This window comes from Pseudomonas multiresinivorans, from assembly GCF_012971725.1.
Classification (GTDB): domain Bacteria; phylum Pseudomonadota; class Gammaproteobacteria; order Pseudomonadales; family Pseudomonadaceae; genus Pseudomonas; species Pseudomonas multiresinivorans.
Genome location: NZ_CP048833.1, coordinates 5,401,411 through 5,416,935 on the forward strand (window position 1 = coordinate 5,401,411; position 15,525 = coordinate 5,416,935).

The window sequence follows — 15,525 nt, forward strand, 5'->3', positions numbered from 1 at the left end:
CCCCTTCCTGCTCACCGTAGGACGTCTGGACGTCCTGGAATCAGCCTTCGGCGGATTCGGCCGGTGCTTCTTCGACGAACTCGTCAGCAGTCACGCCGCCGGCGTTCTTGCCACGCAGTACGGCTTCGGCCATGGAGCCCAGGTACAGCTGTACGGCGCGAATGGCGTCGTCGTTACCCGGGATAACATAGTCAACGCCTTCCGGGCTGCTGTTGGTATCGACGATGCCGATGACCGGGATGCCCAGCTTGTTGGCTTCGGTGATAGCGATGCGCTCGTGGTCAACGTCGACGACGAACAGAGCGTCCGGCAGGCCGCCCATGTCTTTGATGCCGCCCAGGCTGCGATCCAGTTTTTCCAGATCACGGCTGCGCATCAGGGCTTCTTTCTTGGTCAGCTTGGCGAAAGTACCGTCCTGGGACTGAACTTCCAGCTCGCGCAGACGTTTGATCGACTGACGGATGGTCTTGTAGTTGGTGAGCATGCCGCCCAGCCAACGGTGGTCGACGTACGGCATGCCACAACGGGCAGCTTCTTCGCGAACGATCTTGCCGGCGGAACGCTTGGTGCCGACGAACAGGATCTTGTTCTTGCCCTGGGCCAGGCGCTCAACGAAGGTCAGTGCCTCGTTGAACATCGGCAGGGTTTTTTCGAGGTTGATGATGTGGATCTTGTTGCGCGCGCCGAAAATGAACTTGCCCATTTTCGGGTTCCAGTAACGGGTCTGGTGGCCGAAGTGCACACCGGCCTTCAGCATATCGCGCATATTGACTTGGGACATGATAGTTCCTCGATAAGTCGGGTTAGGCCTCCATGCATCCCAACGGCCAACCCCTCGACTGTGTCGCAGGGCACCCAGGCCATCGTGTCGATGCATGTGTGGGTTAATGCCCCGGAATGGCCGTAGCCTCCAGAGCGGGGCGCTTTATACCACAACCTCGGCCAGAACAAAACCCGGAAGGACGCCCGGCACCTCCCCCACCGCCTCGTTTGAGCAGCCCCGTCGGCCGGCCGCCCTTAATAGGAGAGCGCCAAATCTGATAGACTTGCGTATTCCTCTTATTTACCCGCGCGTACGCAGCGCCTGATAGAGAAGTCGCATGACCGTCACCATCAAGACGCCCGAAGACATCGAGAAAATGCGCGTCGCCGGCCGCCTGGCCGCCGAAGTGCTGGAAATGATCGGCGAACACGTCAAGCCCGGCGTCACCACCGATGAGCTGGACCGTCTCTGCCACGACTACATCGTCAATGTGCAGAAGGCCATTCCCGCGCCGCTGAACTACAAGGGCTTCCCCAAGTCGATCTGCACCTCGATCAACCACGTGGTGTGCCACGGCATTCCCAATGAGAAGCCGCTCAAGGAAGGCGACATCGTCAACATCGATGTCACCGTCATCAAGGACGGCTACCACGGCGACACCAGCAAGATGTTCTCGGTGGGCAAGACCCCGGAATGGGCTGACCGCCTCTGCCAGATCACCCAGGAATGCCTGTACAAGGGCATTGCGCTGGTCAAACCGGGCGCACGCCTGGGCGACATCGGCGAAGTGATCCAGAAATACGCCGAGAAGAACGGCTTCTCCGTGGTGCGCGAGTATTGCGGCCACGGCATCGGCAAGGTATTCCACGAGGAGCCGCAGGTGCTGCACTACGGCCGCGCCGGCACCGGCCTGGAACTCAAGGAAGGCATGATCTTCACCATCGAGCCGATGATCAACCAGGGCCGCCCGGAAACCCGCCTGCTGGGCGACGGCTGGACCGCCATCACCAAGGACCGCAAGCTGTCCGCGCAGTGGGAGCACACGGTGCTGGTCACCGCTGACGGCTACGAGATCCTGACCCTGCGCAACGACGAAAGCTTCCCGCGCACGCCGGCCTGACCGGAAGCGGTTTGCAATCTCGCCGACGGCTGGGTAGAACATAGAAATCCCGGCCCGGCACAGCCGCCGGGCCTGGCGCCAAGCGCCCAGGCCCGACCGCCCTCTTGCCCCTGCCCTCCCCTAAGCCATTGATCAGGAAGGCCGCCATGCCGCAGGTGGATCCCGAGTTGTTCGACCGTGGGCAGTTCCAGGCGGAACTGGCCCTCAAATCCAGCCCCATCGCCGCCTTCAAGAAGGCCATTCGTCAGGCCAACGAAGTGCTGGATAGCCGCTTCAACGGCGGCCGCGACATCCGCCGACTGATCGAGGATCGCGCCTGGTTCGTCGACCAGATCCTGCAGCAGGCCTGGAATCGCTTCGACTGGGGCGACGACGCCGACATCGCGCTGGTCGCCGTGGGCGGTTATGGCCGCGGCGAGTTGCACCCGCACTCGGACATCGACCTGCTGATCCTGCTGGACAGCGAAGACCAGGAGATTTTCCGCGAGCCCATCGAAGGCTTCCTCACCCTGCTGTGGGACATCGGCCTGGAAGTCGGCCAGAGCGTGCGCTCCGTGGCCGAGTGTGCCGAGGAAGCGCGCGCCGACCTCACCGTGGTCACCAACCTGATGGAGTGCCGGACCATCTCCGGCCCGGACAGCCTGCGCCAGCGCATGCTCGAAGCCACCAGCGCCAAGCAGATGTGGCCCAGCGGCCAGTTCTACCTGGCCAAGCGCAAGGAACAGATTCACCGCCACACCAAATACAACGACACCGAATACAACCTCGAACCCAACGTGAAGGGCTCGCCCGGCGGCCTGCGCGACATTCAGACGCTGCTCTGGGTCGCCCGCCGGCATTTCGGCAGCCTCAACCTGCACGCGCTGGTGCGCGAGGGGTTCCTGGTCGAGAGCGAATGCGCGGTGCTGGCCTCCAGCCAGGAATTCCTCTGGAAAGTCCGCTACGCCCTGCACATGCTCGCCGGCCGCGCCGAAGACCGCCTGCTGTTCGATCACCAGCGGCGTATTGCCGGGATGCTCGGCTATGAAGGCAACGACGCCAAGCTGGCCGTCGAGCGCTTCATGCAGAAGTACTACCGCGTGGTGATGGCGGTGTCCGAGTTGAACGACCTGATCACCCAGCACTTCGAGGAAGTGATTCTGCGGGCCGGCGAGAACGGCCAGATCCAGTCGCTCAACAGCCGTTTCCAGCTGCGCGACGGCTACCTGGAAGTCACCCACGCCAACGTCTTCAAGCGCACCCCGTTCGCCCTGCTGGAAATCTTCGTGCTGCTCGCCCAGCACCCCGAGATCAAGGGCGTGCGCGCCGATACGATCCGGCTGCTGCGCGACAGCCGCCACCTGATCGACGACGACTTCCGCCACGACATCCGCAACACCAGCCTGTTCATCGAGCTGTTCAAGTGCAAGGAAGGCATCCACCGCAACCTGCGGCGGATGAACCGCTACGGCATCCTCGGCCGCTACCTGCCGGAGTTCGGTCTGATTGTCGGGCAGATGCAGCACGACCTGTTCCACATCTATACGGTGGACGCGCACACCCTCAACCTGATCAAGCACCTGCGCAAGCTGCGCCGCCCGGACATGGCGGAGAAGTACCCGCTGGCCAGCAAGATCATGGAGCGCCTGCCCAAGCCCGAGCTGATCTACATCGCCGGTCTCTACCACGACATCGCCAAGGGCCGTGGCGGCGACCACTCGGAACTGGGCGCGGTGGACGCCGAGCACTTCTGCCAGCGCCACCAGTTGCCGCCGTGGGACACCAACCTGGTGTCCTGGCTGGTGCAGAACCACCTGATCATGTCCACCACGGCCCAGCGCAAGGACCTGTCCGACCCGCAGGTGATCTACGATTTCGCCCAGTTGATGGGCAACCAGACCTACCTGGACTACCTCTACGTACTTACCGTCGCCGACATCAACGCCACCAACCCGACCCTATGGAACTCCTGGCGCGCCAGCCTGCTGCGCCAGCTCTACACCGAGACCAAGCGCGCCCTGCGCCGCGGCCTGGAGAACCCGGTGGACCGCGAAGAGCAGATTCGCCAGACACAGAGCGCTGCCATCGACATCCTGGTGCGCGGCGGTATCGACCAGGACGACGCCGAGCAGCTCTGGAGCCAGCTGGGCGACGACTACTTCCTGCGCCACACCGCCGCCGACGTCGCCTGGCATACCGAGGCGATCCTCCAGCACCCGGACGACGGCACGCCGCTGGTGCTGATCAAGGAAACAGCCCAGCGCGAATTCGAGGGTGGCACGCAGATCTTCATCTATGCCGGCGACCAGCATGACTTCTTCGCCGTGACCGTGGCCGCGATGGACCAGCTCAACCTGAACATTCAGGACGCGCGAATCATCACTTCGACCAGCCTGTTCACCCTCGACACCTACATAGTGCTCGACGCAGATGGCGGCTCGATCGGCAACAATCCGTCCCGAGTCGAGGAAATTCGCGAGGGATTGGTCAACGCCCTGAAGGACCCGGACGAATACCCGACCATCATCCAGCGCCGCGTCCCGCGCCAGCTCAAGCACTTCGCCTTCAACCCGCAGGTGACTATCTCCACCGACGCGGCGCGCCAGGTCAGCGTGCTCGAAGTGATAGCACCGGACCGCCCCGGCCTGCTCGCGCGGATCGGCGGGCTGTTCCTGGACTTCGACCTGTCGGTGCAGAACGCCAAGATCGCCACCCTGGGCGAACGCGTGGAAGACGTGTTCTTCGTCACCGATGCGCACAACCAGCCGCTCTCCGACCCCGAGCTGTGCAAGCGCATCCAGACCGCCCTGGTCGATATCCTTTCCGACGGCGGCCAGCAGAGCATGCCGGTACGCATCAGCATTTAGTCAGACTTTAGAAAGAAAGAGCCTTGCCCATGAATCCTGCCCTCGACTCGCTCCAGCCCTACCCCTTCGAGAAGCTCCGCGCCCTGCTGGCCGGCGCCCAGCCGCCGGCGGAGCTGAAGCCGATCGCGCTGTCCATCGGCGAACCCAAGCACCGCTCGCCGGAGTTCGTCGCCAAGGCCCTGGCCGATAGCCTCGACCAGTTGGCCGTCTATCCGACCACCCTGGGCATCCCTGCGCTGCGCGAGGCCATTGCCGCCTGGTGCGAGCGCCGCTTCAAGGTACCGGCCGGCTGGCTGGACGCTGCGCGCCACGTGCTGCCGGTGAACGGCACCCGCGAAGCGCTGTTCGCTTTCACCCAGACCGTGGTCGACCGCAACGCCAAGGGCCTGGTGATCAGCCCGAACCCGTTCTACCAGATCTACGAAGGCGCGGCCCTGCTGGCCGGCGCCGAGCCGCACTACCTGCCGTGCCTGGAAGACAACGGCTTCAACCCGGACTTCGACGCCGTACCGGCGGACATCTGGGCACGCTGCCAGATTCTCTTCCTCTGCTCGCCGGGCAACCCCACCGGTGCGCTGGTGCCGCTGGAAACCCTGAAGAAGCTGATCGCCCTGGCCGACGAGCACGACTTCGTGATCGCCGCCGACGAGTGCTACAGCGAGCTGTACTTCGACGAGCAGAACCCGCCGGCCGGCCTGCTGACCGCCTGCGCCGAACTGGGCCGCTCGGACTTCAAGCGCTGCGTGGTGTTCCACAGCCTCTCCAAGCGCTCCAACCTGCCGGGCCTGCGCTCGGGCTTCGTCGCCGGCGATGCCGAGGTACTGAAGAAATTCCTCCTGTACCGCACCTACCACGGCTGCGCCATGCCGGTTCAGACCCAACTGGCCAGTGTCGCGGCCTGGAAGGACGAAGACCACGTGCGCGCCAACCGCGACCTGTACCGCGAGAAGTTCGATGCCGTGCTGGACATCCTCGGCGGAGTGCTCGACGTGCAGCGCCCGGACGGCAGCTTCTACCTGTGGGCGAAAACTCCGGTTGCCGACACCGAGTTCTGCCGCGGCCTGTTCGACCAGCAGCACGTCACCGTGGTGCCGGGCTCCTACCTGTCCCGCGAAGTGAACGGCGAGAACCCCGGCGCTAACCGAGTACGCATGGCGCTTGTGGCTCCGCTGGCTGAGTGCGTGGAAGCGGCCGAGCGGATCAAGCAGTACGTACAGAGCCTGTAAGGCCTCACCTGTAGGAGCGAGCTCGCTCGCGAACAGAGCTACCCGGCAGCTCCAGCGCCAAACTGTTCGCGAGCAAGCTCGCTCCTACAAGGTCCTGCTACACCCAGCGCCCCGCCTTGCTGGTCACCCAGGCTTCCTGGCTGTCCAGCTCGCCCAGCACCTCGCGCATGGTCTCGTCGTCGATCTCATGCTCACGACGCATCCGGTACAGCTCCAGGCGCTGCGCCCGCAACGCCTTGATGCGCAGCGCCTGATCGGCCAGTTCCAGGCTGCGAGCGCGCTCGCGGGCCTCCAGGGAGTCCGGCGCCGGGTCCAGTTCGTGGCGATACTCGGCCATCAGCCGCGCTTTCACCTCTGCCAGACGCGCCGCTTCGTCGGCATCCGCACCGTCGCGCGTGGGCATTTCCTCGCCTTCCAGCATGTGGATGGCCGCCGCCGCGGTCTTGCGCCACACCGACTGCACTTCGCGCTCGCGCTGGTCATTGCTGGCTGCCGGCAGGCCGCGCAGAAGGATCGGCAGGCCGATGGTGGCGGCGATCAGCGACACCAGGATCACCCCGGTGGCGATGAAGATGATCAGGTCGCGCTGCGGGAAAGCCGAGCCATCTAGCAACAGCAGCGGTACCGAGAGCACACCGGCCAGCGTCACCGCCCCGCGCACCCCGCCCAGCGCCGAGATTGCCGACAACCGCAGCACCGGCTCGCCCGAACGCCCGCCCAGCTCTATCCCCCACCACTGCTCGAAGCGCACCGATACCTTCCAGTAGCACCAGACCCAGCCGAAACGCAGCAGGATCAGCACGGCGAACACCGCCAGCACGTAGAACAGCAGCAGCGACGAGCGCCACATCACGTCATCGGCATGGTGGGAGACCGATTTCAGGATGTCCGGCAACTGCAGGCCGAGCAGCAGGAACACCACGCCATTAAAGGCGAACTCCAGCATCGACCAGACGCTGCGGTTGAGCAGGCGCGTGTTGGTCTGCCGCGGCAGCAGGTCGGCCCAGCTCTGCATCATGCCGGCCGCCACCGCCGCCAGGATGCCGGAAACCCCGAGCTCCTCGGCGATCATGTAGCAGGCGAAGGGCAACAGCAGCATCAGCACCACGTGGGTCGCCGGATCATCCCAGCCGCGACGGATCATCCAGGCGCGAATGCGCCCCAGCAGCCAGCTGATGAACACCCCGCAGGCCAGCCCGCCAACCGCCACCAGCAGGAAGCTCAGGCTGGCGTCCACCAGCGAGAAAGTACCGGTCATGGCAGCAGCGATGGCGAACTTGAAGGCGACCAGGCCGGAGGCGTCGTTCATCAGCGCCTCGCCCTGCAACACGTGCATCAGGCGCCTGGGAAGGCGGTCCTGGGCGATGGCCGAAACCGCCAGCGCATCGGTTGGCGACAGCACCGCCGCCAGGGCGAAGGCGGCAGCCCAGGGTATCTCGGGAATCAGCAGGTGGATGAAGACGCCGCCGCCGAGCACGGTGAACAGCACCAGGGCGAAGGCCAGGGTGAGGATCGGCCAGCGCATCCTCCAGAACTCGCCCTTGGGCATGCGCCAGCCATCGGCGAACAGCAGCGGCGGGATGAACAGGAACATGAACAGCTCGGGATCGAGCGCCACGTGCAGCCCCAGGCTCGGCCAGGCGAGCATGGCGCCGGCGACGATCTGGATCAGCGGCAGGGGCAGCGGGATCAGTTGAGCGGCGAGCCGGGTTCCCCCCACGACCAGCAGCAGGATCAACACGGTGTAAACGGTTTGCATCGTCGAACTCCAACACAGCCATCCATTGAAACACCCATCGCGGAGCGGATCAGCCACGCTTCGGGCAAAAAACTGTTGCAACACGCCGGCCTCCCGGCGGCGTCCCGCAAGGCGCTGGGAAATGGCATAATCCCGCGCCTGAAAAAAGCATCGAAAAGGAGTAGCGCCCCGTGAGCGAGCGGACGCTGTATGGAATCAAAGCCTGCGACACCATGAAGAAGGCCCGTACCTGGCTGGAAGAACATGGCGTCGACTACGCCTTCCACGACTACAAGACTAGCGGAATAGACCGCGCGCACCTGGAGCAATGGTGCAACGAGCATGGCTGGGAGACTGTCCTGAACCGTGCCGGCACCACGTTCCGCAAGCTCGACGACGCGCAGAAGGCCGATATCGACCAGGCCAAGGCCATCGAACTGATGGTGGCGCAGCCGTCGATGATCAAGCGCCCGGTGCTGGACCTGGGTGATCGCACCCTGGTCGGCTTCAAGCCCGACGCCTACGCTGCGGCGCTGGCCTGAGCACTGCCACGATGAGCATCGCCTGGGCCCTGTTCCTCCCTGCCTGCTTCGCCCTGAACCTGGCGCCGGGACCGAACAACCTGCTGTCGCTGAACAACGCCGCACGCTTCGGCCTGCTGCGCGCCACCGTCGCGGGCGGCGGTCGGCTGGTCGCCTTCGCCGGCATGCTCTCCCTGGCCGCCTCCGGCCTGGCGCTGGTGCTGCAGGCCTCGGCCTGGCTGTTCCTGGCGATCAAGCTGGTGGGCGCCGGCTACCTGCTGTGGCTGGCCGTGCAGCTGTGGCGCGCGCCGACAGCTAACCTGTCCGTCGATGGCGCCCCGGCTAACGCCACCAGCCTGTGGCGCCTGGCTCGCCAGGAATTTCTGGTTGCGGCTGGAAATCCGAAAGCCATCCTGATCTTCACCGCCTTCCTGCCGCAGTTTGTCGATCCGCGTCAGGCCGTGGGCGCCCAGTTCGCCCAACTCGGCGCTGCCTTCCTGCTGCTGGAATGGCTGGCCATCGCTCTTTACGGGCTCGCCGGGGTCCGCCTCGGCAAGCTGCTCGCCGGCGCACGCGCACGGCGCCTGTTCAACCGTGGTTGTGCCGCGCTGCTGGGCAGCGCCGGGCTGGGCCTGCTGCTCAGTCGCCGTCCGGCCTGACCGAATTCATTCTTCGAGAATCTCTTTCAAGGAATCCCCCTCATGTCGAAATCCCTGTTCAGCATCGCTTTCGGTGTCGGCACCCAGAACCGCCAGGGCAACTGGCTGGAAGTCTTCTACGCGCAGCCGCTGCTCAACCCCAGCGCCGAACTGGTCGCAGCCATCAGCCCGCTGCTGAACTATGAAGGCGGCAACCAGGCGATTGCCTTCACCGCCCACCAGGCCTACCAGCTGGCCGACGCCGTCGAGACCGTCGACGCCGCCCAGGCCGCCCTGCTCAACCGCCTGGCCGAAAGCCAGAAGCCGCTGGTCGCCACCCTGCTGGCCGACGACGCCGCCCCCAGCTCCACCCCGGAGGCGTACCTGAAGCTGCACCTGCTGTCCCATCGCCTGGTCAAGCCGCACGGCCTGAACCTGACCGGCATCTTCCCGCTGCTGCCGAACGTGGCCTGGACCAACCAGGGCGCCGTCGACCTGGCCGAACTGGCCGAACTGCAACTGGAAGCGCGCCTGAAGGGCAAGCTGCTGGAAGTCTTCTCGGTGGACAAGTTCCCGAAGATGACCGACTACGTTGTCCCGGCCGGCGTACGCATCGCCGACACCGCCCGCGTACGCCTGGGCGCCTACATCGGTGAAGGCACCACCGTGATGCACGAAGGCTTCGTCAACTTCAATGCCGGCACCCAGGGCCCGGGCATGATCGAAGGCCGCGTCTCCGCGGGCGTGTTCGTCGGCAAGGGCTCGGACCTGGGCGGCGGCTGCTCCACCATGGGCACCCTGTCCGGCGGCGGCAACATCGTCATCAGCGTCGGCGAAGGCTGCCTGATCGGCGCCAACGCCGGCATCGGCATCCCGCTGGGCGACCGCAACATCGTCGAAGCCGGCCTGTACGTCACCGCTGGCACCAAGATCGCCGTACTGGACGACCAGAACGCCCTGGTCAAAGTGGTCAAGGGCCGCGACCTGGCCGGCCAGGCCGACCTGCTGTTCCGCCGCAACTCCCAGACCGGCGCCGTCGAGTGCAAGACCAACAAGACCGCGATCGAGCTGAACGAAGCGCTGCACGCGCACAACTAAGCTGGGCGCCCCCGCTGATGCGGGGTACGCACTAAGCTTGGAGAAGCGGGGGCTGCGGCCCCCGTTTTACTTTTCCCGCAACCGGCCGCACGCCCATGTCCATTCCCTCGCCCTGGCGCTCCGACTTCCCGGCCCTCGCCGCCTTCGAGGCCGAAGGCCAGACCTACCTCGACAGCGCCGCCACCGCGCAGAAGCCGCGCGCCATGATCGACGCCCTCGCCGGCTACTACGCCAGCGGCGCCGCCAACGTGCACCGCGCCCAGCACCTGCCCGGCGAGCGCGCCACCCGCGCCTTCGAAGCGACCCGCAGCCTGGCCGCCAGCTGGCTCAATGGCGGCAGCCCGGCTCAGATCATCTTCACCCGTGGCGCCACCGAAGCCCTGAACCTGCTGGCCTACGGACTGGAGGCGAGCTTCCACAGCGGTGACGAGATCGTCGTCAGCGCCCTGGAGCACCACGCCAACCTGCTGCCCTGGCAGCAACTGGCAAAGCGGCGTGGCTTGAAACTGGTGGTGCTGCCGCTGGACAGTGACGGCCGCATCGATCTGACCCGCGCTGCCAGCCTGATCGGCCCGCGCACTCGCCTGCTTGCCGTCAGCCAGCTATCCAACGTGCTCGGCACCTGGCAACCGCTGCCGGAACTGTTGCAGATGGCTCGGCAGCACGGCGCGTTAAGCGTGGTGGATGGCGCCCAGGGCGTAGTCCACGGCCGGCACAACCTGTCGGCGCTGGGCTGCGACTTCTACGTCTGCTCCAGCCACAAGCTCTACGGCCCGGAAGGCCTCGGCCTGCTCTGGGGCCGCCCGGAGTCGCTTGAGCGACTGGCGCACTGGCAATTCGGCGGCGAGATGGTGCGCGTCGCGGACTACTTCGACGCACAGTTCCACAGCGCCCCGATGGGCTTCGAGGCCGGCACCCCGCCCATCGGCCCGGTGATAGCCCTGGGCGCCACGCTGCAGTGGCTGGCCGCCCAGGACAGCGCCGAAGTCAGCGCCCACGAGGATTTCCTCCACGCCCGCCTGCTCGCCGGCCTGCGCGCCCGTGATGGCGTGCGCGTGCTGGGCGAACCGGAAGTGGCGCTGGCCAGTTTCGTGGTCGAGGGCGTGCATGTGGCCGACCTCGGCCATCTGCTCACCGAACAGGGCATTGCCGTGCGCGCCGGGCACCACTGCGCCATGCCGCTGATGAAGACCCTCGACGTGGCCGGTGCCCTGCGGGTCTCCCTTGGTCTCTACAACGACAGTGCCGACCTGGAGCGTTTCTTCACCGCGCTGGACAGCGCCCTGGAGTTGCTGCGATGAGCTTGCCCGCCGCAGCCGCCGAGGCGCTGCAAGCCTTCACCGCCTTGCAGGGCTGGGAGCAACGAGCGCGCCTGCTGATGCAATGGGGCGAACGCCTGGAGCCGTTGGGCGAAACCGAGCGCAGCGACGAGCACCGCGTACAGGGCTGCGAGAGCAACGTCTGGCTGGTGGCTGACTCGCGGGATGGCCACTGGAATTTCCGCGCCTACAGCGATGCGCGCCTGCTGCGCGGGTTGCTGGCGTTGCTGCTGGTGCGGGTGGAAGGTTTACCTGCCGATGAATTGGCCGCCATCGACCTGCCGGACTGGTTCGACCAACTCGGCCTCGGCCGGCAACTGTCGCCGTCGCGCAGCAACGGGTTGAATGCCGTGCTCAAGCGCATGCAAGACTTGATCATTACCTGAGGCGCTTGCTTAGGCGTAGGAGCGGACTCCGTCCGCGATTGGTCCGCATCGCGCCGGGCACCATCGCGGACAAAGTCCGCTCCTACGAAAAATCTTCAGCCAGCAGAACGCTCCGAAGGCCGCCGCGCCCCGGCGACGATCTTGTCCACCGCCCGCGCCGCCGCGACCATGCCGAAGGTCGCCGTGACCATCATCACCGCGCCGAAACCGCCGGCGCAGTCCAGCTTCACGCCCTCGCCGACGAAACTCTTGGACTGGCACACCGTGCCGTCCGGCTTGGGATAGCGCAACTGCTCGGTGGAAAACACACACTGCACGCTGTAATGCCGGCCTGGCGTGCGCGAGAAGTTGTAGTCGCGGCGCAGCATGGAACGGACCTTGGCGGCCAGCGGGTCGTTGAACGTCTTGTTCAGGTCGGCCACCTGGATCTGTGTCGGGTCCACCTGCCCACCCGCGCCACCGGTGGTGATGATCTGCAGCTTGCGGCGCTTGCACCAGGCGATCAGCGCGGCCTTGGCGGCGACGCTGTCGATGCAGTCGATCACGCAATCCAGCTCCGGGGTGATGTACTCCGCCATGGTTTCACGGGTAACGAAATCGGCTACAGCGTGTACGACGATGCCTGGATTGATTGCCTTCAAGCGCTCGGCCATGACCTCGACCTTGGGCTTGCCCACGGCGCCGTCCAGGGCATGCACCTGGCGATTGGTGTTGGTGACGCAGACGTCATCGAGATCGAACAGGGAAATCTCGCCCACGCCGCTGCGCGCCAGGGCCTCGGCCGCCCAGGAGCCCACGCCGCCGATCCCGACCACCGCCACATGGCTGGCCGCCAGACGCTCCAGGCCCTCACGACCATAAAGCCGCGCGATTCCGCCGAAACGCTGTTCATCCAGTTGCATCGCCCACACCTCATTTCGAAACGGCCGGCATTCTATAACGACCGGTCGCCCATAACGACCGGCCTTGGCGAGCCTGCAACAAAGCCGGATTGCCGCAGTCTCAGCCACGCGCCTGCCACACATTCTAAACTGTCGGAAAATGCCCACGCTCGCCGTCTCGGCGGACGGTGCCGGCAACCTGTACAGCCCCCGGAGTGCGGGGTAGGATGCGCCCCGACCGAAGAGTCTCCCGCGGAGACTGTCCCGGCCCCTCCCCGTTCCACCCTTTGGAACCCGATCGCACCATGTCTTCACGCAAGTTCGGCCTCAACCTGGTGGTTTTCGTCGCCCTCGCGGCACTCTTCACCGGCTTCTGGGCTCTCTACAACCGCCCGGTCAGCGTTCCCGACTGGCCGGAAAGCATTTCCGGATTCTCCTTCTCGCCCTTCCGCCTGAACCAGAATCCGCAGAAGGACCAGTTCCCCAGCGACGACGAAATCCGCTCGGACCTCGAACTGGTCTCCAGGAACACCGACAACATCCGCACCTACTCGGTGAAGGGCCCGCTGGCCGACATTCCGCGCCTGGCAGAAGAGCTGGGCATGCGCGTCAGCCTCGGCATCTGGATCGGCCCGGACGAGGCCGAGAACGAGGCCGAAATCGAGCGCGGCATCGAGATCGCCAACAACTCGCGCAGTGTCGTGCGGGTGATCGTCGGCAACGAGGCGCTGTTCCGCCGCGAGGTCACCGTCGAACAACTCACCGCCTACCTGGACCGCGTGCGCAAGGCGGTGAAGGTACCGGTGACAACTGCCGAGCAATGGCACATCTACGAGAAATACCCGGAGATGGCCAAACACGTCGACCTGATCGCCGCCCACGTGCTGCCGTACTGGGAATACACGCCGATGGACAACGCCGTGCCGTTCGTCCTCGAGCGCGCCAAGGAGCTGCGCGCCAAGTTCCCGCGCAAGCCGCTGCTGCTGGCCGAAGTCGGCTGGCCGAGCAACGGCCGCATGCGCGGCGGTGCCGACGCCACCCAGGCGGACCAGGCCATCTACCTGCGCACGCTGACCAATGCGCTGAACAAGCGGGGCTACAACTACTTCGTCGTCGAGGCCTTCGACCAGCCGTGGAAAGTCGGTGACGAAGGCTCGGTGGGTGCCTACTGGGGCGTGTATAACGCCCAGCGCCAGCCCAAGTTCAACTTCACCGGCCCGGTGGTGAACATCCCGCAATGGCGCGCCCTGGCGGTCGCTTCGGTGGTGATGGCGCTGCTCGCCCTGACCCTGCTGATGATCGACGGCAGCGCCCTGCGCCAGCGCGGGCGGACCTTCCTCACCGTGGTCGCCTTTGCCGGCGGCTCGGTGCTGGTGTGGATCGCCTACGACTACAGCCAGCAATACAGCACCTGGTTCAGCCTGACCGTCGGCGGCCTGCTGGGCATCGGCGCGCTGGGCGTGTTCATCGTCCTGCTCACCGAGGCCCACGAACTGGCCGAGACAGTGTGGGTGCGCAAGCGCCGCCGGCCGTTCGACCCGGTGCTGACCGATACCGGCTACCGGCCCAAGGTCTCGGTGCACGTGCCCTGCTACAACGAACCGCCGGAGATGATGAAGAAGACCCTGGATGCGCTCTCCAGGCTCGACTATCCGGACTTCGAAGTCCTGATCATCGACAACAACACCAAGGACCCGGCGGTCTGGGAACCGGTGCGCGACTACTGCGAAGTCCTCGGCCCGCGCTTCCGTTTCTTCCACGTCGCGCCGCTGGCCGGTTTCAAGGGCGGCGCGCTGAACTACATCCTGCCGCACACCGCGCCGGACGTCGAAGTCGTGGCGGTGATCGACGCCGACTACTGCGTCGAGCCGAACTGGCTCAAGCAGATGGTGCCGCATTTCAGCGACCCGAAGATCGCCGTGGTGCAGTCCCCGCAGGACTATCACGACGGCGAGGAAAACGTCTTCAAGAAGCTCTGCTACGCCGAGTACAAGGGTTTCTTCCACATCGGCATGGTCACCCGCAACGACCGCGACGCGATCATCCAGCACGGCACCATGACCATGATTCGCCGGACCGTGATGGACGAGCTGAAATGGGCCGACTGGACCATCTGCGAGGACGCCGAGCTGGGCCTGCGGGTGTTCGAGAAGGGCTATTCGGCCGCCTACTCGCACCAGAGCTTCGGCAAGGGCGTGATGCCCGACACCTTCATCGACTACAAGAAGCAGCGTTTCCGCTGGGCCTATGGCGCCATCCAGATCATGAAGGGCCACGCCCGCGCGCTGTTCCAGGGCAAGGACAGCAAGCTGACCCTCGGCCAGCGCTACCACTTCATCGCCGGCTGGCTGCCGTGGATCGCCGACGGCATGAACATCTTCTTCACCGTCGGCGCGCTGCTCTGGTCCTCGGCGATGATCATCGTGCCCAAGCGGGTCGACCCGCCGCTGCTGATCTTCGCCATCCCGCCGCTGGCGCTGTTCTTCTTCAAGTTCGGCAAGATCATGTTCCTCTACCGCCGCGCCGTGGGCGTGGACCTGCTGCGCTCGTTCCAGGCGGCGGTGGCGGGCCTTGCGCTGTCGCACACCATCGCCAAGGCGGTGCTCTACGGGGCATTCACCAAGACCATCCCGTTCTTCCGTACGCCGAAGATGGCCTCCAACCACGGCCTGCTGGTGGCGCTGGCCGAGGCGCGCGAGGAAGTCTTCATCATGCTGCTGCTGTGGGGCGCAGCCCTGGGCATCGTGCTGGTGCAGGGCGTGCCGAGCCGCGACATGATGTTCTGGGTGGCCATGCTGCTGGTGCAGTCGCTGCCCTACCTCGCCGCCCTGGTGATGGCGCTGCTGTCTGCCGCGCCCAAGGCCCAGGAGGCACCGGCTGCGGACGTCGCGCCGGCCAGCTGATGCAGCCCCTGTAGGAGCGAGCTTGCTCGCGAACAGACCTGGCGCCTTGGCATCAGGCAAAAGCGTTCGCGAGCAAGCTCGCTCCT

Annotated in this window: 12 protein-coding genes; 9 read left to right on the plus strand and 3 right to left on the minus strand. The window is 65.5% G+C overall.

All coding sequences use genetic code 11. The annotated features are described in order from the left end of the window. Window positions 1–40: 40 nt before the first annotated feature. On the minus strand, window positions 41–781 hold the full coding sequence (gene rpsB / locus G4G71_RS24740; protein WP_169940934.1) for a 30S ribosomal protein S2: 741 nt from the start codon (window positions 779–781) through the stop codon (window positions 41–43). Between the two features lie 319 nt (window positions 782–1,100). Between rpsB and map the strand changes: the two genes are divergently transcribed. From map to dapC, 3 genes are all read left to right on the plus strand, one after another. Continuing rightward, window positions 1,101–1,883 (plus strand): type I methionyl aminopeptidase, encoded by a 783-nt coding sequence (gene map / locus G4G71_RS24745; protein WP_054908325.1) that lies wholly within the window; start codon window positions 1,101–1,103, stop codon window positions 1,881–1,883. 146 nt (window positions 1,884–2,029) lie between these two features. Beyond that, the gene (locus tag G4G71_RS24750; protein ID WP_169940936.1) at window positions 2,030–4,729 is read left to right on the plus strand and encodes a [protein-PII] uridylyltransferase; all 2,700 of its coding nucleotides are present in this window, start codon (window positions 2,030–2,032) and stop codon (window positions 4,727–4,729) included. A gap of 29 nt (window positions 4,730–4,758) precedes the next feature. Next, window positions 4,759–5,955, plus strand: coding sequence for a succinyldiaminopimelate transaminase (dapC, locus tag G4G71_RS24755; protein ID WP_169940938.1), 1,197 nt, complete (start codon window positions 4,759–4,761; stop codon window positions 5,953–5,955). 97 nt (window positions 5,956–6,052) lie between these two features. Here dapC and G4G71_RS24760 read toward each other — a convergent pair whose 3' ends face one another. Then, a complete protein-coding gene (locus G4G71_RS24760; RefSeq protein WP_169940940.1) occupies window positions 6,053–7,714 on the minus strand; it encodes a Na+/H+ antiporter in 1,662 nt (553 codons plus the stop codon). 212 nt (window positions 7,715–7,926) lie between these two features. Here G4G71_RS24760 and G4G71_RS24765 point away from each other — a divergent pair, with 212 nt between their 5' ends. From G4G71_RS24765 to G4G71_RS24785, 5 genes are all read left to right on the plus strand, one after another. Next, complete coding sequence (locus G4G71_RS24765) at window positions 7,927–8,235, plus strand: arsenate reductase (protein ID WP_240964971.1); 309 nt, start codon at window positions 7,927–7,929, stop codon at window positions 8,233–8,235. Between the two features lie 11 nt (window positions 8,236–8,246). Next, window positions 8,247–8,873: a LysE family translocator gene (locus tag G4G71_RS24770; RefSeq protein ID WP_169940944.1), complete on the plus strand. Its 627-nt coding sequence runs from the start codon at window positions 8,247–8,249 to the stop codon at window positions 8,871–8,873. Window positions 8,874–8,915: 42 nt separating this feature from the next. Next, entirely contained in the window at window positions 8,916–9,950 is a 1,035-nt protein-coding gene (gene dapD, locus G4G71_RS24775) for a 2,3,4,5-tetrahydropyridine-2,6-dicarboxylate N-succinyltransferase (protein ID WP_169940946.1), read from the plus strand. 95 nt (window positions 9,951–10,045) lie between these two features. Further along, on the plus strand, window positions 10,046–11,251 hold the full coding sequence (locus tag G4G71_RS24780; RefSeq protein WP_169940948.1) for an aminotransferase class V-fold PLP-dependent enzyme: 1,206 nt from the start codon (window positions 10,046–10,048) through the stop codon (window positions 11,249–11,251). Further along, window positions 11,248–11,655 carry a SufE family protein gene (locus G4G71_RS24785; RefSeq protein ID WP_169940950.1) on the plus strand — a complete coding sequence of 136 codons (408 nt, stop codon included), beginning with the start codon at window positions 11,248–11,250 and terminating at the stop codon, window positions 11,653–11,655. Before G4G71_RS24780 ends, G4G71_RS24785 begins: the two co-directional genes overlap by 4 nt. 95 nt (window positions 11,656–11,750) lie before the next feature. Here G4G71_RS24785 and tcdA read toward each other — a convergent pair whose 3' ends face one another. Continuing rightward, complete coding sequence (gene tcdA / locus G4G71_RS24790) at window positions 11,751–12,557, minus strand: tRNA cyclic N6-threonylcarbamoyladenosine(37) synthase TcdA (RefSeq protein ID WP_169940952.1); 807 nt, start codon at window positions 12,555–12,557, stop codon at window positions 11,751–11,753. Window positions 12,558–12,841: 284 nt separating this feature from the next. On the opposite strand from tcdA, the gene G4G71_RS24795 reads away from it, so the two are divergent. Then, window positions 12,842–15,439 (plus strand): glycosyltransferase, encoded by a 2,598-nt coding sequence (locus G4G71_RS24795; RefSeq protein WP_169940954.1) that lies wholly within the window; start codon window positions 12,842–12,844, stop codon window positions 15,437–15,439. Window positions 15,440–15,525: the final 86 nt, after the last annotated feature.

Excerpts from the sequence above, each read along its gene's own strand:
- rpsB (WP_169940934.1), bottom strand. The coding sequence starts at position 781 with ATGTCCCAAGTCAATATGCGCGATATGCTGAAGGCCGGTGTGCACTTC.
- map (WP_054908325.1), top strand. The coding sequence starts at position 1,101 with ATGACCGTCACCATCAAGACGCCCGAAGACATCGAGAAAATGCGCGTC.
- G4G71_RS24750 (WP_169940936.1), top strand. The coding sequence starts at position 2,030 with ATGCCGCAGGTGGATCCCGAGTTGTTCGACCGTGGGCAGTTCCAGGCG.
- dapC (WP_169940938.1), top strand. The coding sequence starts at position 4,759 with ATGAATCCTGCCCTCGACTCGCTCCAGCCCTACCCCTTCGAGAAGCTC.
- G4G71_RS24760 (WP_169940940.1), bottom strand. The coding sequence starts at position 7,714 with ATGCAAACCGTTTACACCGTGTTGATCCTGCTGCTGGTCGTGGGGGGA.
- G4G71_RS24765 (WP_240964971.1), top strand. The coding sequence starts at position 7,927 with ATGAAGAAGGCCCGTACCTGGCTGGAAGAACATGGCGTCGACTACGCC.
- G4G71_RS24770 (WP_169940944.1), top strand. The coding sequence starts at position 8,247 with ATGAGCATCGCCTGGGCCCTGTTCCTCCCTGCCTGCTTCGCCCTGAAC.
- dapD (WP_169940946.1), top strand. The coding sequence starts at position 8,916 with ATGTCGAAATCCCTGTTCAGCATCGCTTTCGGTGTCGGCACCCAGAAC.
- G4G71_RS24780 (WP_169940948.1), top strand. The coding sequence starts at position 10,046 with ATGTCCATTCCCTCGCCCTGGCGCTCCGACTTCCCGGCCCTCGCCGCC.
- G4G71_RS24785 (WP_169940950.1), top strand. The coding sequence starts at position 11,248 with ATGAGCTTGCCCGCCGCAGCCGCCGAGGCGCTGCAAGCCTTCACCGCC.
- tcdA (WP_169940952.1), bottom strand. The coding sequence starts at position 12,557 with ATGCAACTGGATGAACAGCGTTTCGGCGGAATCGCGCGGCTTTATGGT.
- G4G71_RS24795 (WP_169940954.1), top strand. The coding sequence starts at position 12,842 with ATGTCTTCACGCAAGTTCGGCCTCAACCTGGTGGTTTTCGTCGCCCTC.